Origin of the sequence: Pseudoduganella buxea (assembly GCF_009720835.1) — a bacterium.
Taxonomy (GTDB): domain Bacteria; phylum Pseudomonadota; class Gammaproteobacteria; order Burkholderiales; family Burkholderiaceae_D; genus Rugamonas; species Rugamonas buxea.
On record NZ_WNKZ01000014.1, the window covers coordinates 39,607 to 58,762 of the forward strand.

The window sequence follows — 19,156 nt, forward strand, 5'->3', positions numbered from 1 at the left end:
CGGCAGCCGGCCCGTCACGCGCCCGGGATCACGCATCCCCCCCCAGGCGCGCCTCCAGCTCGTCGCCGATATGCTCGTCCAGCTGCTCCAGCAGGGGGCGCATATGGCCGACGATGGCGCGGGCCTCGTCGATGCCGCCGCCCTTGCGCAGCCGTTCCAGGGCCAGGCACAGCTCGGCGAAGCTGTGGGCGCCGACGGCCCGCGCCGACGACTTGATGCGGTGGCCCAGCTCGGCCAGCCGCGCCAGGTCCTGGTGCGCCAGCGCCTCGTCGATCTCTTCCATGCCTTCACGGGCCGAGTCGAGGAACATCAGCGCGTATTTGCGCATCTTGTCGGGCTTGTTGCCGAAGGTCTGGCCCAGCGCCGACACGTCGAACAACCTGGCGTCGGCGGCGGCTGCGGGCAACGGCGGCCTGGGGGGCTTGGCCAGCGCCGTCACGGCAGGCCCCAGTACGGCCGGCGCCAGCGCGGCCGGCGCCGTCGTGCTGCGCACCTGGGGCTGGCGGGCGTGGGCGGCCCGCTGGCTCAACCACTTGGCCAGCACGCCGAACAGCAGGGTTGGGGCAATCGGCTTCGTGATGAATTCATCCATGCCGGCGGCCAGGCAGCGCGCCTCGTCCTCGCGGCCCGCATTGGCCGTCATCGCGATGACGAGGGTGCCGCACAGCGTCGGGTGGGCCCGGATCACCCGCGTTGCCTCGTAGCCGTCCATCACGGGCATCTGCACATCCATCAGCACGCAGTCGAACTGGCCCTTCTGCAGCAGGTCGATGGCTTCCTTGCCGTTATTGGCCACGACAACGGTGGCACCGGCATCCTCCAGCAGTTCCTGGCCCACCTGCTGGCTGAAGATATTGTCTTCCACCAGCAGGATGTTGGCGTCGCGGATGGGTGCCAGCACTTCGTCGGCCAGCGCCTTGCCGGGCGCCGGCGGCGCCAGTTCCGCGCCCTGCTGCAGCCGCGCCGTGAACCAGAACGTGCTGCCCACGCCGGGTGCGCTTTCGACGCCGACGGTGCCGCCCATCAGCTCGGCCAGCTGCTTGCTGATGACCAGGCCCAGGCCCGTCCCGCCGTATTTGCGGGTGGTCGACGCGTCGGCCTGGTGGAAGGACTGGAACAGGTTGCCGACCTGCTCGGCCGACAGGCCGATGCCGCGATCCTGCACTTCGAAGCGCACCAGCAGGGCGCTGTCGCGCGCTTCCTCGGCGCGGGCGCGGATGTAGATGCGGCCGTTCTCGGAAAACTTGATGGCATTGCTGGTGAAATTGAGCAGCACCTGCTCGAGCCGCAGCGGGTCGCCACGCAGCTGGGCCGGCAGGCCGGGCCACGTCTCGAACACCAGCTCCAGCTTGCGCCGGGCCGCTTCCTCGCCCAGCTGGCTGGCCACGTTGGCCAGCAGCGCGTCCAGGCTGAAGTCGAGCACTTCCAGGTCCAGCTTGCCCGCCTCGATCTTCGAGAAGTCCAAAATATGGTTGATAATGCCCAGCAGGTGCTGGCCCGAATGGTAGATCTTCTGCAGGTAGTCGCGCTGGCGCGGGTCGCTGACGGACTTCAGGGCCAGGTGGGCCATGCCGATGACGCTGTTCATCGGCGTGCGGATCTCGTGGCTCATGTTCGACAGGAAGGCGCTCTTTGCCCGGCTGGCCGCCTGCGCCTCGTCCTTCAGGCGGTGCAGCTGCGTGACGTCGGTCGACAGCGCGATGACGGCGCGGCCGCTGTCCAGTTCCACGGGGGCCTTGACGGTCCACAGGTGCCGCACCGTGCCGTCGGCGTCCTGGTACTGGCCTTCGCCGGAGCGCTTGACGCCGCCGGCCAGCACCTGCCGGTCCTCGGCCCATGCCTCCTCGGCCGCCTGGGCCGGCAGCAGCTCGCGGTCCGTGCGGCCGACGATGGAATCGGCCGGGCGCCCCATCACCTCGGCCATGCGGGCGTTGACGTAGACGTAGCGACGCTCGCCGTCCTTCAGGTAGACGTGGGCGTCGACGTTGTCGAGCACGCTGTCGAGCAGGCGGCGCTGTTCCTGCGCCTTGCGCCGCTGCCACGTCAGCAGGAAGAAGTAACTGTAGATCAGCATCGTGCCGACGAAGCCCGTGGCCAGCGCCGCCAGCGGCAGCGAGCGGTCGAAGCCGCCCATCAGGTCGCTCTTGCGGGCATAGAAGCGGGCCTTCCACAGGCTGCCGTTGAAGTCGATCGGCAGCACGACGACGAAATACGCGTCCAGGTTGCCGTGCAAGGCCGGCGGCGCGTCCAGCGAACCGTTGTCGTTGTACAGCAGCCGGTCGTCGCTTTCGATGTCGAGGCGGCGCTTGTCCGGGTCGGTATTCCCGTCGGAGTACAGAATCATGTGGATCTTGCGATCGGCCATCTCGTCGATGGCGCCCTGCACCAGCGCCGCCACGGAAAAGCCGACACCGACCGAGCCCAGGTAGGCCGCGCGGCGGCTGGCCACGTCGTTGACCTGGGCGCCGCGCCGGTACACGGGCAGGCGCATGCCCAGGCCGATATGAGGCGCCACGCTGAAGCCCCGGATGGGCTGGCCCGACGCGCTGATGCGGCCCGTGTCGCGCGATAGGGCCATGGCCCGGTCGATGGCGGGATTGGCCGTGATGTCGACGCCGAACTTGTCCTTCAAAGTGCCCATCGGTTCGAGCCACGTCAGCGGCGCATAGTAGGCACGCTTGCCAGGCGGGCGGATATCGAAGTCGGGATAGCCGCCCGGCGCGACGCTGGTATCGGCCCGCACGGCCGCCACGAAGGCATCGCGCGCCTCGTGCGGCACGTGGGGCGCGTAGGTAATGGCCTCGATGGCGGGGAAATGCTGTTCGATCCCCAGGTTGTGCACATATTGCTGGAATTGCAGCCGCGACAGGCTGTCATTCGTCTGGAACAGTGCGACGAGGCCGCGGATCACGTCCGAATAGGCCTTGACCCGCGCCGAGATGCTGTACTGGGTAGCACGCGTGGCGTTGTCGAAGCGCTGGCGCGCGTCTTCCTCGACACTGCGCGCCGCCAGCATATGGAACGACAGGCCGACCGCCGTCGCCAGCGCCAGGCCGATGCCCCACTGCAGGATGCGGGAGAGTCTGGGTGCTGTCCTATGCATCATTCTCGATGAAAACATATTGCATTACGGCAGGATACTCCGAAAGGCCGCCACAAGCCATCGCCACTGCTACACTGCGCCCGGTGAAAGACATCATAACGCCGACCCTGCAACAGGCCGAGCACGTGACGCCCCTCGGCCACGTGCAGGCCATCGTGCTGCGCCCGCAGCGCGAACGACCGCGCGTTGCCACCCGTTGCGCCCTGGCGCTGGGCGGCATCGGCCTGGAAGGCGACGTCCACGCTGACCCCGCTTCGCCCCGCCACGTGCTGCTGGCCGGGGCGCCCGCCTATGCCCGCCACGGCCTGGCACCGCACAGCTTGCGGGAAAATCTGTTGCTCGATATCGACACCGCGCGCCTTGCATCCGGCACCTTGCTGCAAATCGGCGACACGGCCGTGCTGTGCCTGAGCTTCCAGTGCGAAGCCTGCGGCGCCCTCGACGTGGAACGTCCTGGCCTGGCCCGGGTCATCGGCAACGGACGCGGCATGCTGGCACGGGTGCTGCGAGGCGGCCCGATCCACGTGGGCGACCCGGTGCTGCGGCTGGCCGCCACGCTCCCGCCCTGGCCGGATGACTGGCGCGCCCGCGTGGCCCGCATCCTGGCAGCTGTGCCGGAGGGCATGGTGGTGGAATACGGACAATTCGCACGGCTGGCCGGCGTGCAGGCCAGCTACTGCCGGGCACTGCCGGCCGTGGCACACAAGCTGGGCCTGGCACACCGGAGCGTTGCCAAGGGCCAGCACCCGGACCTGCGGCGCTGGCTGGGGGATGGCGTGTTCGCCGGAGTGCCGGATTAGTCCGCCTGCTGGGCCGCCTTCTTGCGGGCCGCCTTCGGCTTGGCTGCGGCGGTGGCGTGCGGGGCGCCGGCCGCGCGATTCAGGTCCAGCTCGATCCACGTGGGGGCGTGGTCGCTGGGTTTTTCGCGGCCCCGCACGTCGCGGTCGACGCCGGCTGCCACCAGGGCTGGCGCCAGTGCGGGGCTCAGCAGCAGATGGTCGATGCGCAGGCCCGCGTCGCGCCCGTAGGCATTGCGGAAATAATCCCAGAAGGTGTAGATCTTCTCGTCCGGATGCATGGTGCGCAGCGCATCCGTCCAGCCCTGGGCCACCAGGCGGGCAAAGGCGGCACGCGTCTCGGGGCGGAACAGCGCGTCGTCAAGCCACCGTTCCGGCTTGTAGACGTCCAGTTCGGTGGGCATGACGTTGTAGTCGCCGGCGATGACGATCTTCGCGCCGGTGGCCAGCAACTGTTCCGCCCGGATGATCAGGCGCTCGAACCACTTCAACTTGTAGTCGAACTTGGGGCCCGGCGCCGGATTGCCGTTCGGCAGATACAGGCAGACGACGACGACATCGTCCACCACCGCCTCGATATACCGGCTCTGTTCGTCTTCCGGGTCGCCCGGCAGGCCCCGCCCCACTTCCGCTGGCGCCTTGCCGCGCACGAGAATGGCGACGCCGTTCCAGCTTTTCTGGCCGTGCCAGATGGCATGGTAGCCGGCCGCCTCGATGGCCGCGATGGGAAACTTCTCCTGGGGCGCCTTCAACTCCTGCAGGCAGGCCACGTCCGGCTGTTTTTCTTCCAGCCATTGCAGCAGGGCGGGCAGGCGGGCGCCGATGCCGTTGATATTGAAGGTGGCAATACGCATGGAAGCTCCGCGAAAGAATCGATGGGCGCTATTGTGACGGCAGCTGCGCCATCCGTACCACACGAATCGGTGACAACTGTCGGTATTCTTTACACCTGACGCTGTGACAGGCGCGCAAGCCTTTGATATCAAACAATGTCAGAAATCGGTATGAATTTTGCTCCGTTGGCGTTTTTCGTTTGACGAGAGAAAAAACATGAAAAACCTGATGACGGCCGTCGCCTTCGGCGCGGCGTTGTGGGTAGCCGCTGCCACCGTGCATGCCGCCCCGGTGGCGCTGGACCTGGAGGCCAGCGCATCGGCGACGATGCTTGGCAATAACGCCGGTGTGCTGGACCAGACACTGTTTCGTCTGAATTACCTGCCTGTCGCCAACACGGATGACTGGGGCGGCGGCGCCGATTTCCCCGACTGGCAGAACGTCGTGCGCTTCGATACGAGCGCGCTGGCCGCGCTGGCCGGCGCGGGACGCACCGTGGCGATCAACTCGGCCAGGCTCCAGCTCGATTACCTGGGCCAGGGCGGCACCCCCACCGACACCATCCTGCGTGTCGGACTGGGCGAGATCGACGACTGGGACCTGCTGTCGACCAGTTCGAACCTGTGGGGTCAGTACAGCAGGGAGCTGGGCAGTCGGTGGTTCAGCCCGGACATGCCGGCCGGTCTCGTCGAAATCGACCTGTGGGGCCTGTCGGTCCAGGAAATCGGCGACGACGGCCTGCTGTCGCTGCTGCTGCATGCCGATGAAAACGCCAACACCCTCGTCAACCAGCTGCAGTTCGGTGCCGGTCCGCTGGGCCTGGCGCCGCGCCTGCTGCTCGATGTCACGGTCAGCCCCGTGCCGGAACCGGGCACGCCGGCGATGGCCGGTCTCGGTCTGGCCACCCTGCTGCTGTGGCGGCGCCGGCGCAGCTGAGCCGTGCCGTCGCGTTCCACGGGCTGGTGCAGGCGCTCTGGTGCAGGCGCTCTGGTGCAGGCGCTCTGGTGTAGAGTATGGCATTGACTTCCACTGGAGAACCGATGCCTTCCCCCATGTTCCGCCCCCTGCCCCGCCGCAAGCTGGCCGCCGTGACGACCGCGCTGCCGGACGGCGGCCACGGTGCTCCCGCCATTGACCCTTACCTGTGGCTGGAAGACGTGATGGGCGAGGCACCGCTGGCGTGGGTGGCCGCGCAGAACGCGGTGGCGCTGGACGAGCTGCAAGGCAGGCCCGAGTATGCACCCCTGCGCGAACGGCTGGGCACCATCCTCGATTCGAACGAACGCATTCCGCACGTGCGCAGGCATGGGGCGTACTACTATAACTTCTGGCGCGACGCCAACCACGTGCGCGGCATCTGGCGCCGCACCACCTTGGCCAGCTACGCCTTGCCCGAACCGCAATGGGACACTGTGCTGGACCTCGATGCGCTGGCGGCCGACGAAGGCGAAAACTGGGTCTGGCATGGCGTTACGTCGTTGTATCCTGCGGGCGAACGCTGCCTGGTGTCGCTGTCGCGCGGGGGCGGCGACGCGGCCGTCGTGCGCGAATTCGACGTATCGTCGCGGTGCTTTGTCGACGACGGGTTCCAGTTGGCCGAAGCGAAAAGCGACGTGGCGTGGATCGATGCCGACACGATTTTCGTGTCGACCGACTTCGGCCCCGGCTCGCTGACGACGTCCGGCTACCCCCGTATCGTCAAGGAATGGCGGCGCGGCACCCCGCTGGCCGCCGCCCGCACCGTGTTCGAGGCCGCGACGGACGACCTGGGCGTGGGCGCCTGGAAGGACTTCACCCCTGGCCACACGCACCAGTTCATCTCGCGCCAGATCGGCTTCTACAGCAGCGAACTGTTCCTGCGCGACGGCAACGGCCTGACCCGCATCGACAAGCCGCTGGACGCCAACGCCTTCACGGTGCGCGACCAGCTCGTCATCGAACTGCGCTCGGACTGGACGGTTGGCGACAGCACCTATCCGCAGGGCGCCCTGCTCGCCACCGGCCTGCAGGCCTTCCTGGACGGCACGCGCCGCTTCGACGTGCTGTTCGCGCCGACGGCGACGTCCTCGCTGGACGGCGTGGCGGCCACCCGCTCGGCCCTGCTGCTCAACGTGCTGGACAATGTAAAGAACCGTCTCGTCGAGCTGTCGCACGTGGACGGCGCCTGGCAGCGGCGCGACGTCGACGCCCCCGCCTTCGGCACGCTGGAAGTGTCGGCCCTGGACGAGATCGAATCGAGCCAGTACTTTTTGACCGTGACGGATTTCCTCCACCCCACCACCCTGTACCTGGCCGAAGCGGGCACGGATGCGCGCGCGCCCCTGAAATCGCTGCCCGGCTTCTTCGACGCGGCCCCGTACCAGGTAACGCAGTACCACGCCACGTCGCCCGACGGCACCCGGGTACCGTATTTCGTCGTCATGGGCGCCGATGCCAAGCTGGACGGCAGCAATCCCACCGTGCTGTACGGCTATGGCGGCTTCGAGATTTCGCTGAAGCCCTTCTACAGCGGCGTGACGGGGGCGGCGTGGCTGGGCCAGGGCGGCGTGTATGTGCTGGCCAATATCCGCGGCGGCGGCGAATTCGGGCCGCGCTGGCACCAGGCGGCCCTGCAGCAGCACCGCCAGCGCGCGTTCGACGACTTCATCGCCGTGGCCGAGGACCTGGGCCGGCGCGGCATCACGAGCCCGCGTCACCTGGGCATCATGGGCGGCAGCAACGGCGGCCTGCTGGTGGGCGCCGCGCTGACGCAGCGCCCGGAACTGTTCAACGCCGTCGTCTGCCAGGTGCCGCTGCTGGACATGCGCCGCTACCACCGTTTGCTGGCCGGTGCGTCATGGATGGGCGAGTACGGCGATCCGGACGACGCGGCCGCGTGGGACCATATCGCCCGCTATTCGCCCTACCACAACGTGTCGGCGGACCGGCGCTACCCGCGCGTGCTGTTTACCACGTCGACCCGCGACGACCGCGTCCACCCAGGCCACGCCCGCAAGATGGTGGCGCGCATGCGCGAGCAGGGCCACGACGTGCTGTACTGGGAAAACACGGAAGGCGGCCATGCCGGCGCCGCCAACAATGCCCAGCAGGCGCAGATGTGGGCGCTGACGTACACCTTCCTGCTCAACCAGCTGCGCTAGCGGCAACATTGCCGAAAAAATGGGGACAGACCCCATTTTTTCGGCAATACCGCAATCGTGCGCACCGTCGTCCTGCTCTGCAGTATGCTGTTCGATGTTTCCAAGTGGCATTGCATTTAAGATACAATTTCTCCCGCCATCCGGTGAATTTGCTTGACTCGCGCCCGCACAGGCGTATCTTTTACTGCAACTAAACAAGAAGAACAATTGCAACATCCCCTGGATGACGCCCCCGTGCATACGCCCAAAGTGCTTCTTGTAAATGACGATCCGGCCAGCCTGCTGGCGCTGGAAAGCATGCTGACCGGTGACGCCGGCCGGCTTGGCTACGAGCTGGTCAAGGCCAGTTCGGGCGCGGCCGCCCTGCGCCACGTGCTCCGGCACGATTTCGCCGTCATCCTGCTCGATATCGACATGCCCGACATGGACGGCTTCGACGCCGCCGCCGCCATCCACTCCCACCCTCGCAGCGGCGCCGTACCCATCATCTTCGTAACGGCCCATTACGGCGACGAGCTGCACCGGCTGCGTGCCTATCAGCAAGGCGCCGTCGATTACCTGTTCACTCCCTTGATTCCCCAGGTGGTCCAGGCCAAGGTGGCCGTCTTCGTCGAGCTGTCGAAGAAGACCATCCAGCTGCGAGAACAGGCCGAGGCGCTGCAGCGGCTGAACCAGGATCTGCAGGTGCAGCGCCTGCGCGACCTGGAACAGGCCAACCGCGAGCTGGAACTGGAGGTGGCCGAACGCAAGGGCGCCGAGCTGCGCGCCCACGAGCTGTCGATCCGCGACGTGCTGACGGGCCTCGTCAACCGCCGCTCGCTGATCGAGCACCTGGAACACGCCGTCGCCTCGGCCGACCGGCGCCACAGCGAATTCGCCCTGCTGTTCCTCGACCTGGACAAGTTCAAGCAGATCAACGACAGCTTCGGCCACGACGTCGGCGACGAGCTGCTGCGCCAGGTGGCGGCGCGGCTGTCGGCTGCCGTGCGCGCGGCCGACGTGGTGGCGCGCCTGGGCGGCGACGAATTCGTCGTCCTGATCGAAAGCAAGGATTCGGCTGGCAACGCGGCCCGGGTGGCGCGCAAGATCGCCAGCGCCCACGCCCGGCCGTTCGCCATCGCGTCGCACCGCATCCACACGTCGACCAGCATCGGCATCGCCATCTACCCACAGGACGGCGGCAACGCCAGGGCGCTGATGAAAAGCGCCGACCTGGCCATGTACCAGGCCAAGGCCGAACGGGGCAAGTCCGGCAGCCAGGGCGCGCAGATCCGTTTCTTCCACGCCGAGATGAACGCGCGGGAGCAGGAACGCGAACAGTGGACGACAGAGCTGCGCCACGCCCTGATCGGCGGCCAGTTGTCCCTGCTGTACCAGCCCGTGCTGGACCTGGCGGACGAGCGTGTGCGCGCCGTCGAGGCCCAGGTGGTGTGGCGCCATCCCCGCCTGGGGCCGATCGACGCGGCCAGCTTCGTGCCGGGCGTGCAGGACCGCGGCCTGCTCGAACGCATGGACGCCTGGACTATCGCCAATGCCTGCGCCCAGGCAGCGCAGTGGCGCGCCGGCAGCTCGCCGCTTGCCACCGCCAGTGTGGCGCTGAACCTGGCCACGCCGGCGCTGGGCGCGGACCTGCCGCCACGCCTGCTGGCCGAAATGCGCAAGCACCACCTGCCACCGGGCAGCATCACCCTGGAGCTGGACGAAGCGCTGCTGGCGGCCAGCCCCCAGGGCATCGAACCGCTGCTGCGCCAGTTGCAGGCCGGCGGGGTACTGCTGGCACTGGATAATTTCGGCCATGCCGGCAGCTCGCTGGCGGCCTGCAAGAAGCTGGGCCTGGACATCCTGAAAATCGACCGCCGCTTCGTGCGCAATATCGGCGACAATGCCGGCGGCACGGACCTGGTGGCCGCTATCGTCCACCTGGCCCGGGCCATCGCGGCGCGGGTCTGCGCCATCGGCGTGGACCGGCCCGACCAGCTGGCCGTGCTGGCATCGCTGGGCTGCGACCACTATCAGGGCCAGCTGTGCTGTGCGCCGCTGCCTGCCCCCCATTTGCTGGACAACCTTGCCGGACGAGCTGCCGACGCATCCGAACAAACTGCTGCAAACGCCGGCGTCCACCGCGATGCCGGCGCACACCTACCTGAGTGAATGAGGAACCGTCAATGAACGACATGACCGAACTGCCGGAAGAACTGGACCTGAAACTGATCCTGTCCACCCTGATGGCGTTGAAAAAAGGCGATTTCTCGGCGCGCATGCCGTCCGACTGGACCGGCGTGTCGGGCAAGATCGCCGATACCCTGAACGACATCATCGAAACGAATGAACGCATCGTCCGCTCGGTCACGGAAACGAGCCGCGTCGTGGGCCGCGAAGGCCGCCTGACGCAACGCGCGCCGGTGACGAACGTATCCGGCGGCTGGGCCACCATCATCAGCGCCGTCAACACGCTGATCGACGACCTGGTGCGCCCCACCACGGAAATGGCGCGCGTCATCGGCGCCGTGGCCAAGGGCGACCTGTCGCAGACGATGGCGCTGGAAGTGGACGGTCATCCGCTGAAGGGCCAGTACCTGCGCGCGGCCACCACGGCCAACACGATGGTCGAGCAGCTGCTGTCGTTCTCGTCGGAAGTGACGCGGGTGGCCCGCGAAGTGGGTACCGAAGGCAAGCTCGGTGGCCAGGCCCAGGTCAAGGGCGTGGCCGGCACGTGGAAGGACTTGACGGACTCGGTCAACTCGATGGCGGGTAACCTCACGTCCCAGGTGCGTAACATCGCCGAGGTGACGACCGCCGTGGCAAACGGCGACCTGTCGAAGAAGATCACGGTGGACGTGCGCGGCGAGATCCTGCAGCTGAAGGACACCATCAACGTCATGGTGGACCAGCTGCGCTCCTTCGCGTCGGAAGTGACGCGGGTGGCGCGCGAGGTGGGTACCGAGGGCAAGCTCGGTGGCCAGGCCTATGTGCCGGGCGTGGGCGGTACGTGGAAGGACCTGACGGACAACGTCAACTTCATGGCGTCGAACCTGACGGGCCAGGTGCGAAACATCGCGGCCGTGACGACGGCCGTGGCCAACGGCGACCTGTCGAAGAAGATCACGGTGGACGTCAAGGGCGAGATTCTCGAACTGAAGAACACCATCAACGTGATGGTGGACCAGCTGTCTTCGTTCGCCTCGGAGGTGACGCGCGTGGCGCGCGAGGTGGGCACGGAAGGCAAGCTCGGTGGCCAGGCCCAGGTCAAGGGCGTGGCCGGCACGTGGAAGGACTTGACCGACTCGGTCAACTCGATGGCCGGCAACCTGACGGGCCAGGTGCGTAACATCGCAGACGTGACCACGGCCGTGGCGAACGGCGACTTGTCGAAGAAGATCACGGTCGACGTGAAAGGCGAGATTCTCGAGCTGAAGAACACCATCAACGTGATGGTCGACCAGCTGAACTCCTTCGCTTCGGAAGTGACGCGGGTGGCGCGCGAGGTGGGTACGGAAGGCAAGCTGGGTGGCCAGGCCAACGTGCCGGGCGTGGCCGGTACGTGGAAGGACTTGACGGAAAACGTCAACCAGCTGGCCGGCAACCTGACGGGCCAGGTGCGCAACATCGCCGAGGTGACGACCGCCGTGGCCAACGGCGACCTGTCGAAGAAGATCACGGTCGACGTCAAGGGCGAGATTCTCGAGCTGAAGAACACCATCAACGTGATGGTCGACCAGCTGTCCTCGTTCGCCTCGGAAGTGACGCGCGTGGCGCGCGAAGTGGGTACCGAAGGCAAGCTGGGTGGCCAGGCCTATGTGCCGGGCGTGGGCGGCACGTGGAAGGACTTGACGGACAATGTCAACTTCATGGCGTCGAACCTGACGGGCCAGGTGCGAAACATCGCGGCCGTGACGACCGCCGTGGCGCGGGGCGACCTGTCGAAGAAGATCACGGTGGACGTGAAAGGCGAGATTCTCGAGCTGAAGGACACCATCAACGTGATGGTCGACCAGTTGTCCTCGTTCGCGTCGGAAGTGACGCGAGTGGCACGCGAGGTGGGTACGGAAGGTAAATTGGGCGGCCAGGCCAACGTGCCTGGCGTGGCGGGCACGTGGAAGGACTTGACGGAGAACGTCAACCAGCTGGCGGCCAACCTGACCAACCAGATGCGAGCCATCGGCGAAGTGGCGACGGCGGTGACGCGGGGCGACCTGTCCCGTTCGATCCAGGTCGAGGCGCGCGGCGAGGTGTCCTACCTGAAGGACAACATCAACGAGATGATCCGCAACCTGAAGGAAACCACGCAGAAGAACGCGCAGCAGGATTGGCTCAAGACCAACCTGGCGCGCTTCACCCGCCTGCTGCAGGGCCAGCGCGACCTGCAGGCCGTGACGAAACTGATCCTGTCCGAGCTGGCACCGCTGGTGTCGGCCCACCACGGCGTGTTCTACATGATGGACTCGCAGCTGGACGACGCGCGCCTGCGCATGATCGCCAGCTACGGCTACCGCTCGAACCGCAAGCTGCCCACCTCCTTCCTGCCGGGCGAAGGCCTGGTGGGCCAGTGCGCGCTGGAGAAGGTGCGCATCTGGCTGACCGACGTGCCACGCGACTACATCGTCGTCTCGTCCGGCCTGGGCGCGGCGCCTCCGACGAATATCGTCGTGCTGCCGATCCTGTTCGAGCAGCAGGTCAAAGCCGTGATCGAGATTGCGTCGCTGGACCGCTTTACGGAAACCCACCTGTCCTTCCTGGACCAGCTGATGGAATCGATCGGCGTGGTCCTGAACACGATCGAGGCGAACAGCCGCACCGAGTCGCTGCTGACGCAGTCGCAGTCGCTGGCGCAGGAACTGCAGCAGACCAACCAGGAGCTGGCCGAGAAGGCGCGCCTGCTGTCCGAGCAGAACATCGAGGTGGAGCGCAAGAACCGCGAGGTGGAACAGGCCAAGCTGGCGCTGGAGGAAAAGGCCACGCAGCTGGCCCTGTCGTCGAAATACAAGTCCGAGTTCCTGGCCAATATGTCGCACGAGCTGCGCACGCCGCTGAACTCCCTGCTGATCCTGGCGCAGCAGCTGGGCGACAACCCGGAAGGCAACCTGTCGTCGAAACAGGTGGAATTCGCCAAGACCATCCACGGCTCCGGCTCCGACCTGCTGACCCTCATCAACGACATCCTCGACCTGTCGAAGATCGAATCGGGCACCGTCACCCTGGACGTATCCGAATACCGCTTCGGCAACCTGCGCAATTACGTTGACCGCACCTTCCGCCACATGGCCGAGGCCAAGCACCTGGGCTTCACGGTGTCGCTGGCCGACAGCCTGCCGCAGTCCCTGATGACGGATACGACGCGCCTGCAGCAGGTGCTGAAAAACCTGCTGTCGAATGCCTTCAAGTTCACCTCCCACGGCCAGGTCTCGCTGGAGATCGGCGTCGTCGGTGGCGGCTGGAGCGCGGACAATCCGAACCTGGCCAATGCCGACGCCGTGCTGGCCTTCTCCGTGTCCGACACGGGGGTCGGTATCGCCTCGGACAAGCTGCAGCTGATCTTCGAGGCCTTCCAGCAGGCCGACGGCTCGACCGCCCGCAAGTACGGCGGCACGGGCCTGGGCCTGTCGATCTCGCGCGAGCTGGCACGCCTGCTGGGCGGCGAGATCCGGGTCGAATCGACCGTGGGCAGCGGCTCCACCTTCACCCTGTTCCTGCCGTACAACCGGGCCGGCTTCGTCAACTACGAGCAGCCCCGCCCTGCCCCGCAGCGCCTGGCGCCGCAGCCGCCGAAAGTCATCTACAGCCAGCCCATCACGGACGTGCAGATCCACGAGCGCACGCCGGAGGAAGGCGAGAGCTACAGCTCCACCATCGACGACCGGGGCCTGACGGCGCCGGGCGACCCGTCCGTGCTGATCATCGAGGACGACGAACGCTTCGCCAAAATCGTGCTGGACTTCGCCCGCGAGAAGAACTTCAAGGGCATCGTCATCCACCAGGGCGATTCGGCCCTGTCGCTGGCGCGCGACTACCTGCCGTCGGCGATCCTGCTGGACCTGGATTTGCCGGACATCGACGGCTTCACGGTGCTGGACCGCCTGAAGCGCGACCCCAGCACGCGCCACATTCCCGTGCACGTGATGTCGGCCTCGCGCGAGCGCGAACGCGCCCTGCGCAGCGGCGCCATTTCGTTCATGAACAAGCCGGTCGACAAGGAAGCGCTGCAGGAGCAGTTCACGCGCATCCAGAAGTTCCTGATGGGCGGCAAGCGCAGCCTGCTGATCGTCGACGACGAACAGAACCAGCGCGATTCCATCGTCGCCCTGATCGGCGAGACGGACGTCGACATACAGGCCGTCGGCACCGGCGAGGAAGCGCTGGCGGCACTGCGCACCAGCCACTTCGACTGCATGGTGCTGGACCTGACCCTGCCTGACATCTCCGGCTTCGAACTGCTCGACATCATCGGCAAGGACATCAAGCTGCGCGACCTGCCCGTGGTGATCAACACGGCCAAGGAACTGAATAAGAAGGAAGTGGCGAAACTGAAGCGCTACGCCAAGACCATCGTCATCAAGGATGCCCGCTCGCCGGAGCGGCTGCTGGACGAAACGGCGCTGTTCCTGCACCGCTCGCAGGCCAACCTGCCGGAAGCGCAGCGGCGCATGCTGGAACAGGTGCACGCGGCCGATTCCGGCCTGGCCGGGCGCAAGGTACTGATCGTCGACGACGACCTGCGCAATATCTTCGCCCTGTCCTCGCTGCTGGAACGCCAGCAGATGCACGTCTCGTTTGCCGAGAACGGCCGTGACGGCATCGAGGTGCTGGAACGCGATCCCACCATCGAGATCGTCCTGATGGACATCATGATGCCGGAGATGGACGGCTACGACACGATGCGGGCGATCCGCCGCATCCCGAAATTCCGTTCGCTGCCCATCATTACCCTGACGGCGAAGGCGATGAAGGGCGACCGCGACAAGTGTATCGCCGCGGGCGCTTCCGATTACATCACCAAACCGGTGGACGTGGCCCAGCTGCTGTCGCTGATGCGCGTCTGGCTGCATTGAGCGGCGCCGCGATGGGTTCGGCCATGATGCGGGCCACGCCGGACGAGCCGGCGCCGTCCGGCGTGCCGGCCGTCGAGGAACTCGAGCTGGAGCTGCTGCTGGAAGCCCTGGTGCAGCGCTTCGGCTTCGACTTCCGCACCCACGACCGCGCCCCGTTGAAGCGCAAGCTGTTCGCGCTGATGCAGCGGCGCGGCCTGCGCACCCTGTCGCAGTTGCAGGACCGGGTGCTGCATGACGTGGCGACATCGTCGGCGCTGCTGCGGGCACTGTCGGTGCCGGCGGCGCGCATGTTCGACGATCCGGCCGAGGCAAAAGAGCTGCTGCTGGTGGCCGAGCAGTGCCTGCCCGGCGCGCCCCTGCCCAAGGTCTGGCTGGCCGACTGCGCCGGGGCCGAGCAGGCCTGGACCGTGGCCGTGCTGCTGGCCGAGCGCCAGCTGCTGTGGCGCACTGAGATCTATGCCACCGTGGCCAGCGACGAACTGCTCGACGAGGCCCGCAGCGCCGCGATCGCGCCGGAACGCCTGCAGGCCTGCCAGCGCGCCTACGAGCAGGCCGGCGGCAGCGGCGTGCTGGCCGACTATTTCGAGCTGGCGGACGGCGCCCTGGTGCCGAAGGCGCAGCTGCGCAGCCGCATCACGTGGGCCCAGTACAACCTTGTCACGGATGCATCGTTCAACGAGTTCCAGCTGATCGTCTGCCGCCGCGCGCTGCCGGACTTCGGCCCGCTGCTGCGCCACCGCGTGATGCAGCTGTTCCACGACAGCCTGGCCGTCTTCGGCGTGCTGGGCATCGACCGCGAGCTGGACGAGCGGGAACGGCAGGCGGTGAATTACCAGCAACTCCTGACGCACCAGCCCTGGTACAAGCGTCTGGGCTGAGTTCGCGTCACTTCGGCCCGACTATTGCCGGAAAAATGGGGTCTGTCCCCATTTTTCCGGCAACTTGCTTCGGAACAGGGGACTGTCCCCGGTTTTACGGTTGCCGCCTCAGGCGCCCGCGCTGGCGCTGGGCCGGGTGGCGATGCGGTCGCGCCAGGCTTGCACGTGGGCGAAGCCTTCGTGGCCCGGGCGCAGCTTCATCAGGCCGCGGGCGAATTCAAGGGCACAAAAGGCCGTGATGTCGGCAATGGTGAAGCGCTCGCCCGCGACGAAGGGCTGGCCGGCCAGCACGCCGTCGAGCCAGCGCAGCGTGTCGCGTACCCGTTCCCCCTGTACGGCGCCGAAGTCGGGAAACTGGGGGCTTTCCAGCACGGCCAGGCCCGGGTGCGTGTGCCGCACGCAGTTGGCGATTCCCATCAACAGGTGCAACTCGATGCGGCGGTCCGCCATTTCGACAAAGGCGCGCTCCGTCGCGTCCACGCCCATCAGGTTCGGTTCCGGGCACACTCCTTCGAGGTAGGTGCAGATGGCCCGCGTTTCTGTCAGCACGCGGCCGTCGTCCAGCGCCAGCGCCGGCACCCGGCCGAACGGATTGATGGCAAGGAAGGCCTCGCTACGGTGCTCGCTTCTACCCAGGTCGATCGTTTCGGTGGCGATGTCCAAGCCCTTCTCGGCCAAGAACATGGCGACCCTGCGGGGATTCGGCGCGCGTGCGCTCATATACAGTTTCATTGGCCGAGCCCTCGGCCAAAGCATTCCCGCCTATTCGCCGGCACCGCCGTGGAATTTAAAACAAACATGTTATCTCCTTATTAATTATGTAAACGGCAAAGCCTGCCGCCATTTTGTACCGACTGTATTTTTGGTGCAACGGATTAATAAACCGCGATACAAAAAAAAGGCAAAAAAAGACCGGCCGCAATCTGAGGAGGGGACCGGTCAAAACGCTTTCTATTATGAGAGCGCGGGGATTTCACAAGGATCCAGCTGCTGAGCCGAAAGAAAACCGTGCCGGATTTGAGGAATCCGGCAACCTGCCGCCCAACAATTATTGCGCGGTACGGGTTACACTTTGCCAGTTTTCATTCAAAAGAGGCTTAGGACTTCATTAAGGAAAGAATGAAAACGTTTCAAAACCGGCATGGCATGAACCGGATCGGGAAGCGAAGCGCTTCCACGACCGCAGGACCGCTTCCAACGCCGGCTCTGGCAACACCGTTTTGAAGCGACAAAACTTAGGATTATTACATGAAAAAATATTCACTCAATCCCGCAAGCTGGAGCGTGGGTACGCGTATCACCTTGCTGACATTCGGCCTGATCAGTGTTGTATTAAGCTGCCTGATCGTCGTTATCAGTTTCGGCACGACGCGCCTGCTGGAAGAACGGGCCACCGACAGCGTGCGCCAGGAACTGACCGGCGTCGTCAATATGGTCGACCTGTTCAATACCGCCGTCACCAGCGAAGCCAACAGCTTCGCGCGCATCCTGGCCGCCTCGTTCGAAAATCAGTACACGCTCGATACGGCCACCACGGTCGAGGTAGGCGGCAAGCCGGCGCCGACCCTGAAAGACGGCGACCGGGTCCTGAATAACGACTTCACGATTCCCGACCGTTTCACGACCCAGAGCGGCGCGACGGCAACGATCTTCGCCGCCACGGGCGAGGACTTCATCCGCGTGTCGACGTCGGTCAAGAAGGAAGACGGCAGCCGCGCCGTCGGCACGATGCTCGACCGCGCCCACCCCGGCTATGCCCTGCTGCGCGCGGGCCAGAGCTACACGGGCCTGGCGACCCTGTTCGGCAAGCAGTTCATCACCCGCTACGATCCGATCCGCGATGCCGCCGGCAAGGTGGTGGGCGTGCTGTACGTGGGCGTGGACGTGTCCAACGAGATTGCTTCGCTGAAACAGCGCATCAAGTCGATCAAGGTCGGCACCACCGGGTACTTCTACGTGCTCAATGCAGCGCCTGGCGCCAACCAGGGCAAGCTGATCGTGCACCCGGCCCGCGAAGGCGACAGCATCCTCGATGCCAAGGATGCCGACGGCAAGCCCTTCGTGCGCGAAATGCTGGAGAAGAAGGAAGGCGTGATCCGCTACCCGTGGGCCAATCCGAACGAGACGCGCGCCCGCGAGAAGATCGCCGTGTACGGCTATTTCAAGGAATGGAACTGGGTGCTGGCAGGTGGCGCCTACACCGAGGAAATCACGGCCGAAGCATCGGCCCTGCGCAACCGCTACATCGTGATGGGCATCGTTGCGCTGCTGGTGTTCTCCGTCCTGCTGTACCTGGCCGTGCGCCGCTATATCACGCGGCCGCTGGCCGAAGTGGAAGCGGCGGCCAGCCAGATCGCCGACGGCGACCTGACGGTGCAATTGGCCGTGCGGGGCGAGGATGAAATCGCCCGCCTGACGCAGGCCATGAACGGCATCAGCCAGAAGCTGTCGTCGGTGGTCGGCAAGGTGCGCGTGGGCGCCGAGCATATCGCGTCGGCCTCCAGCGAAATCGCCACCGGCAACCAGGACCTGTGCGAGCGGACCGAACGCCAGGCGGGCGACCTGGAACAGACCGCCAGCTCGATGGAAGAACTGACGGCCACCGTACGCCAGAACGCCGACAACGCGCGCCAGGCCAACCAGCTGGCGCAAAGCGCGTCGGACGTGGCGCTGCGCGGCGGCGCCGTCGTGGCCCAGGTGGTGCAGACGATGGGCTCGATCAACAGCTCGTCGCAGAAGATCGTCGACATCATCGGCGTCATCGACGGCATCGCCTTCCAGACCAATATCCTGGCCCTGAACGCGGCAGTGGAAGCGGCCCGGGCCGGCGAACAGGGCCGCGGCTTCGCCGTCGTGGCCGGCGAAGTGCGTACCCTGGCGCAACGCAGCGCTGCCGCCGCCCGCGAAATCAAGGAACTGATCGGCAACTCCGTCGGCCAGGTCGAGACGGGCAGCCGCCTCGTCGAGCAGGCCGGCACGACGATGGAGGAAGTGGTCGACAGCGTGCGCCGCGTCACCGACATCATGGCCGAAATCCGCAGCGCCAGCGACGAGCAGACGGCCGGCATCGAGCAGGTCAACACGGCCATCACGCACATGGACCAGGTGACGCAGCAGAACGCGGCCCTCGTCGAGGAAGCGGCCGCGGCGGCCAGCGCCATGCAGGACGAGGCCTCCGGCCTGGCCCAGATGGTGCGCCAGTTCCGCCTGGACGAACGCGATGCGCCGCTGGCAAAAAAAACCCGCGTCGGTGACGCGGGCGAAAAATTTCAAATCGGGAGAGATTTGAAAGAGCGCAGTCATCTTCTCACGGCAAAATGACGGCCATGTGACGGCGGCGTGACGGGTCGATTGGGGA

11 protein-coding genes are annotated in these 19,156 nt (G+C 66.2%); 8 read left to right on the forward strand and 3 right to left on the reverse strand.

The genetic code is table 11. The features are described from left to right. Nucleotides 1-28: 28 nt before the first annotated feature. On the reverse strand, nt 29-3,103 hold the full coding sequence (locus GM672_RS07510; protein ID WP_229417602.1) for a CHASE domain-containing hybrid sensor histidine kinase/response regulator family protein: 3,075 nt from the start codon (nt 3,101-3,103) through the stop codon (nt 29-31). 83 nt (nt 3,104-3,186) lie between these two features. On the opposite strand from GM672_RS07510, the gene GM672_RS07515 reads away from it, so the two are divergent. Further along, nucleotides 3,187-3,903, forward strand: coding sequence for an MOSC domain-containing protein (locus GM672_RS07515; RefSeq protein ID WP_155469909.1), 717 nt, complete (start codon nt 3,187-3,189; stop codon nt 3,901-3,903). Here the strand turns inward: GM672_RS07515 and xth are convergent. Beyond that, entirely contained in the window at nt 3,900-4,754 is an 855-nt protein-coding gene (gene xth, locus GM672_RS07520; RefSeq protein WP_155469910.1) for an exodeoxyribonuclease III, read from the reverse strand. The genes GM672_RS07515 and xth overlap by 4 nt on opposite strands. A gap of 196 nt (nt 4,755-4,950) precedes the next feature. Here xth and GM672_RS07525 point away from each other — a divergent pair, with 196 nt between their 5' ends. The 5 genes from GM672_RS07525 (at nt 4,951) to GM672_RS07545 (ending at nt 15,798) form a co-directional block, all read left to right on the forward strand. Beyond that, nucleotides 4,951-5,670, forward strand: a complete 720-nt coding sequence (locus GM672_RS07525) for a PEP-CTERM sorting domain-containing protein (RefSeq protein ID WP_155469911.1) — start codon at nt 4,951-4,953, stop codon at nt 5,668-5,670. A 104-nt stretch (nt 5,671-5,774) separates the two neighbouring features. Continuing rightward, on the forward strand, nt 5,775-7,874 hold the full coding sequence (locus GM672_RS07530; RefSeq protein WP_260098576.1) for a prolyl oligopeptidase family serine peptidase: 2,100 nt from the start codon (nt 5,775-5,777) through the stop codon (nt 7,872-7,874). 207 nt (nt 7,875-8,081) lie between these two features. Beyond that, a complete protein-coding gene (locus GM672_RS07535) occupies nt 8,082-10,025 on the forward strand; it encodes a putative bifunctional diguanylate cyclase/phosphodiesterase (RefSeq protein WP_229417603.1) in 1,944 nt (647 codons plus the stop codon). Between the two features lie 14 nt (nt 10,026-10,039). After that, the gene (locus GM672_RS07540; protein ID WP_155469912.1) at nt 10,040-14,920 is read left to right on the forward strand and encodes a HAMP domain-containing protein; all 4,881 of its coding nucleotides are present in this window, start codon (nt 10,040-10,042) and stop codon (nt 14,918-14,920) included. 11 nt (nt 14,921-14,931) lie between these two features. Then, nucleotides 14,932-15,798, forward strand: a complete 867-nt coding sequence (locus GM672_RS07545; protein ID WP_229417604.1) for a CheR family methyltransferase — start codon at nt 14,932-14,934, stop codon at nt 15,796-15,798. Between the two features lie 108 nt (nt 15,799-15,906). Here the strand turns inward: GM672_RS07545 and GM672_RS07550 are convergent, their stop codons facing one another. Further along, entirely contained in the window at nt 15,907-16,530 is a 624-nt protein-coding gene (locus GM672_RS07550) for a glutathione S-transferase family protein (protein ID WP_155469913.1), read from the reverse strand. Here GM672_RS07550 and GM672_RS28265 point away from each other — a divergent pair. Continuing rightward, nucleotides 16,454-16,792: a hypothetical protein gene (locus tag GM672_RS28265; protein ID WP_170299966.1), complete on the forward strand. Its 339-nt coding sequence runs from the start codon at nt 16,454-16,456 to the stop codon at nt 16,790-16,792. The genes GM672_RS07550 and GM672_RS28265 overlap by 77 nt on opposite strands. Before the next feature lie 254 nt (nt 16,793-17,046). Then, nucleotides 17,047-19,119: a methyl-accepting chemotaxis protein gene (locus GM672_RS07555; protein WP_155469914.1), complete on the forward strand. Its 2,073-nt coding sequence runs from the start codon at nt 17,047-17,049 to the stop codon at nt 19,117-19,119. Nucleotides 19,120-19,156 lie beyond the last annotated feature (37 nt).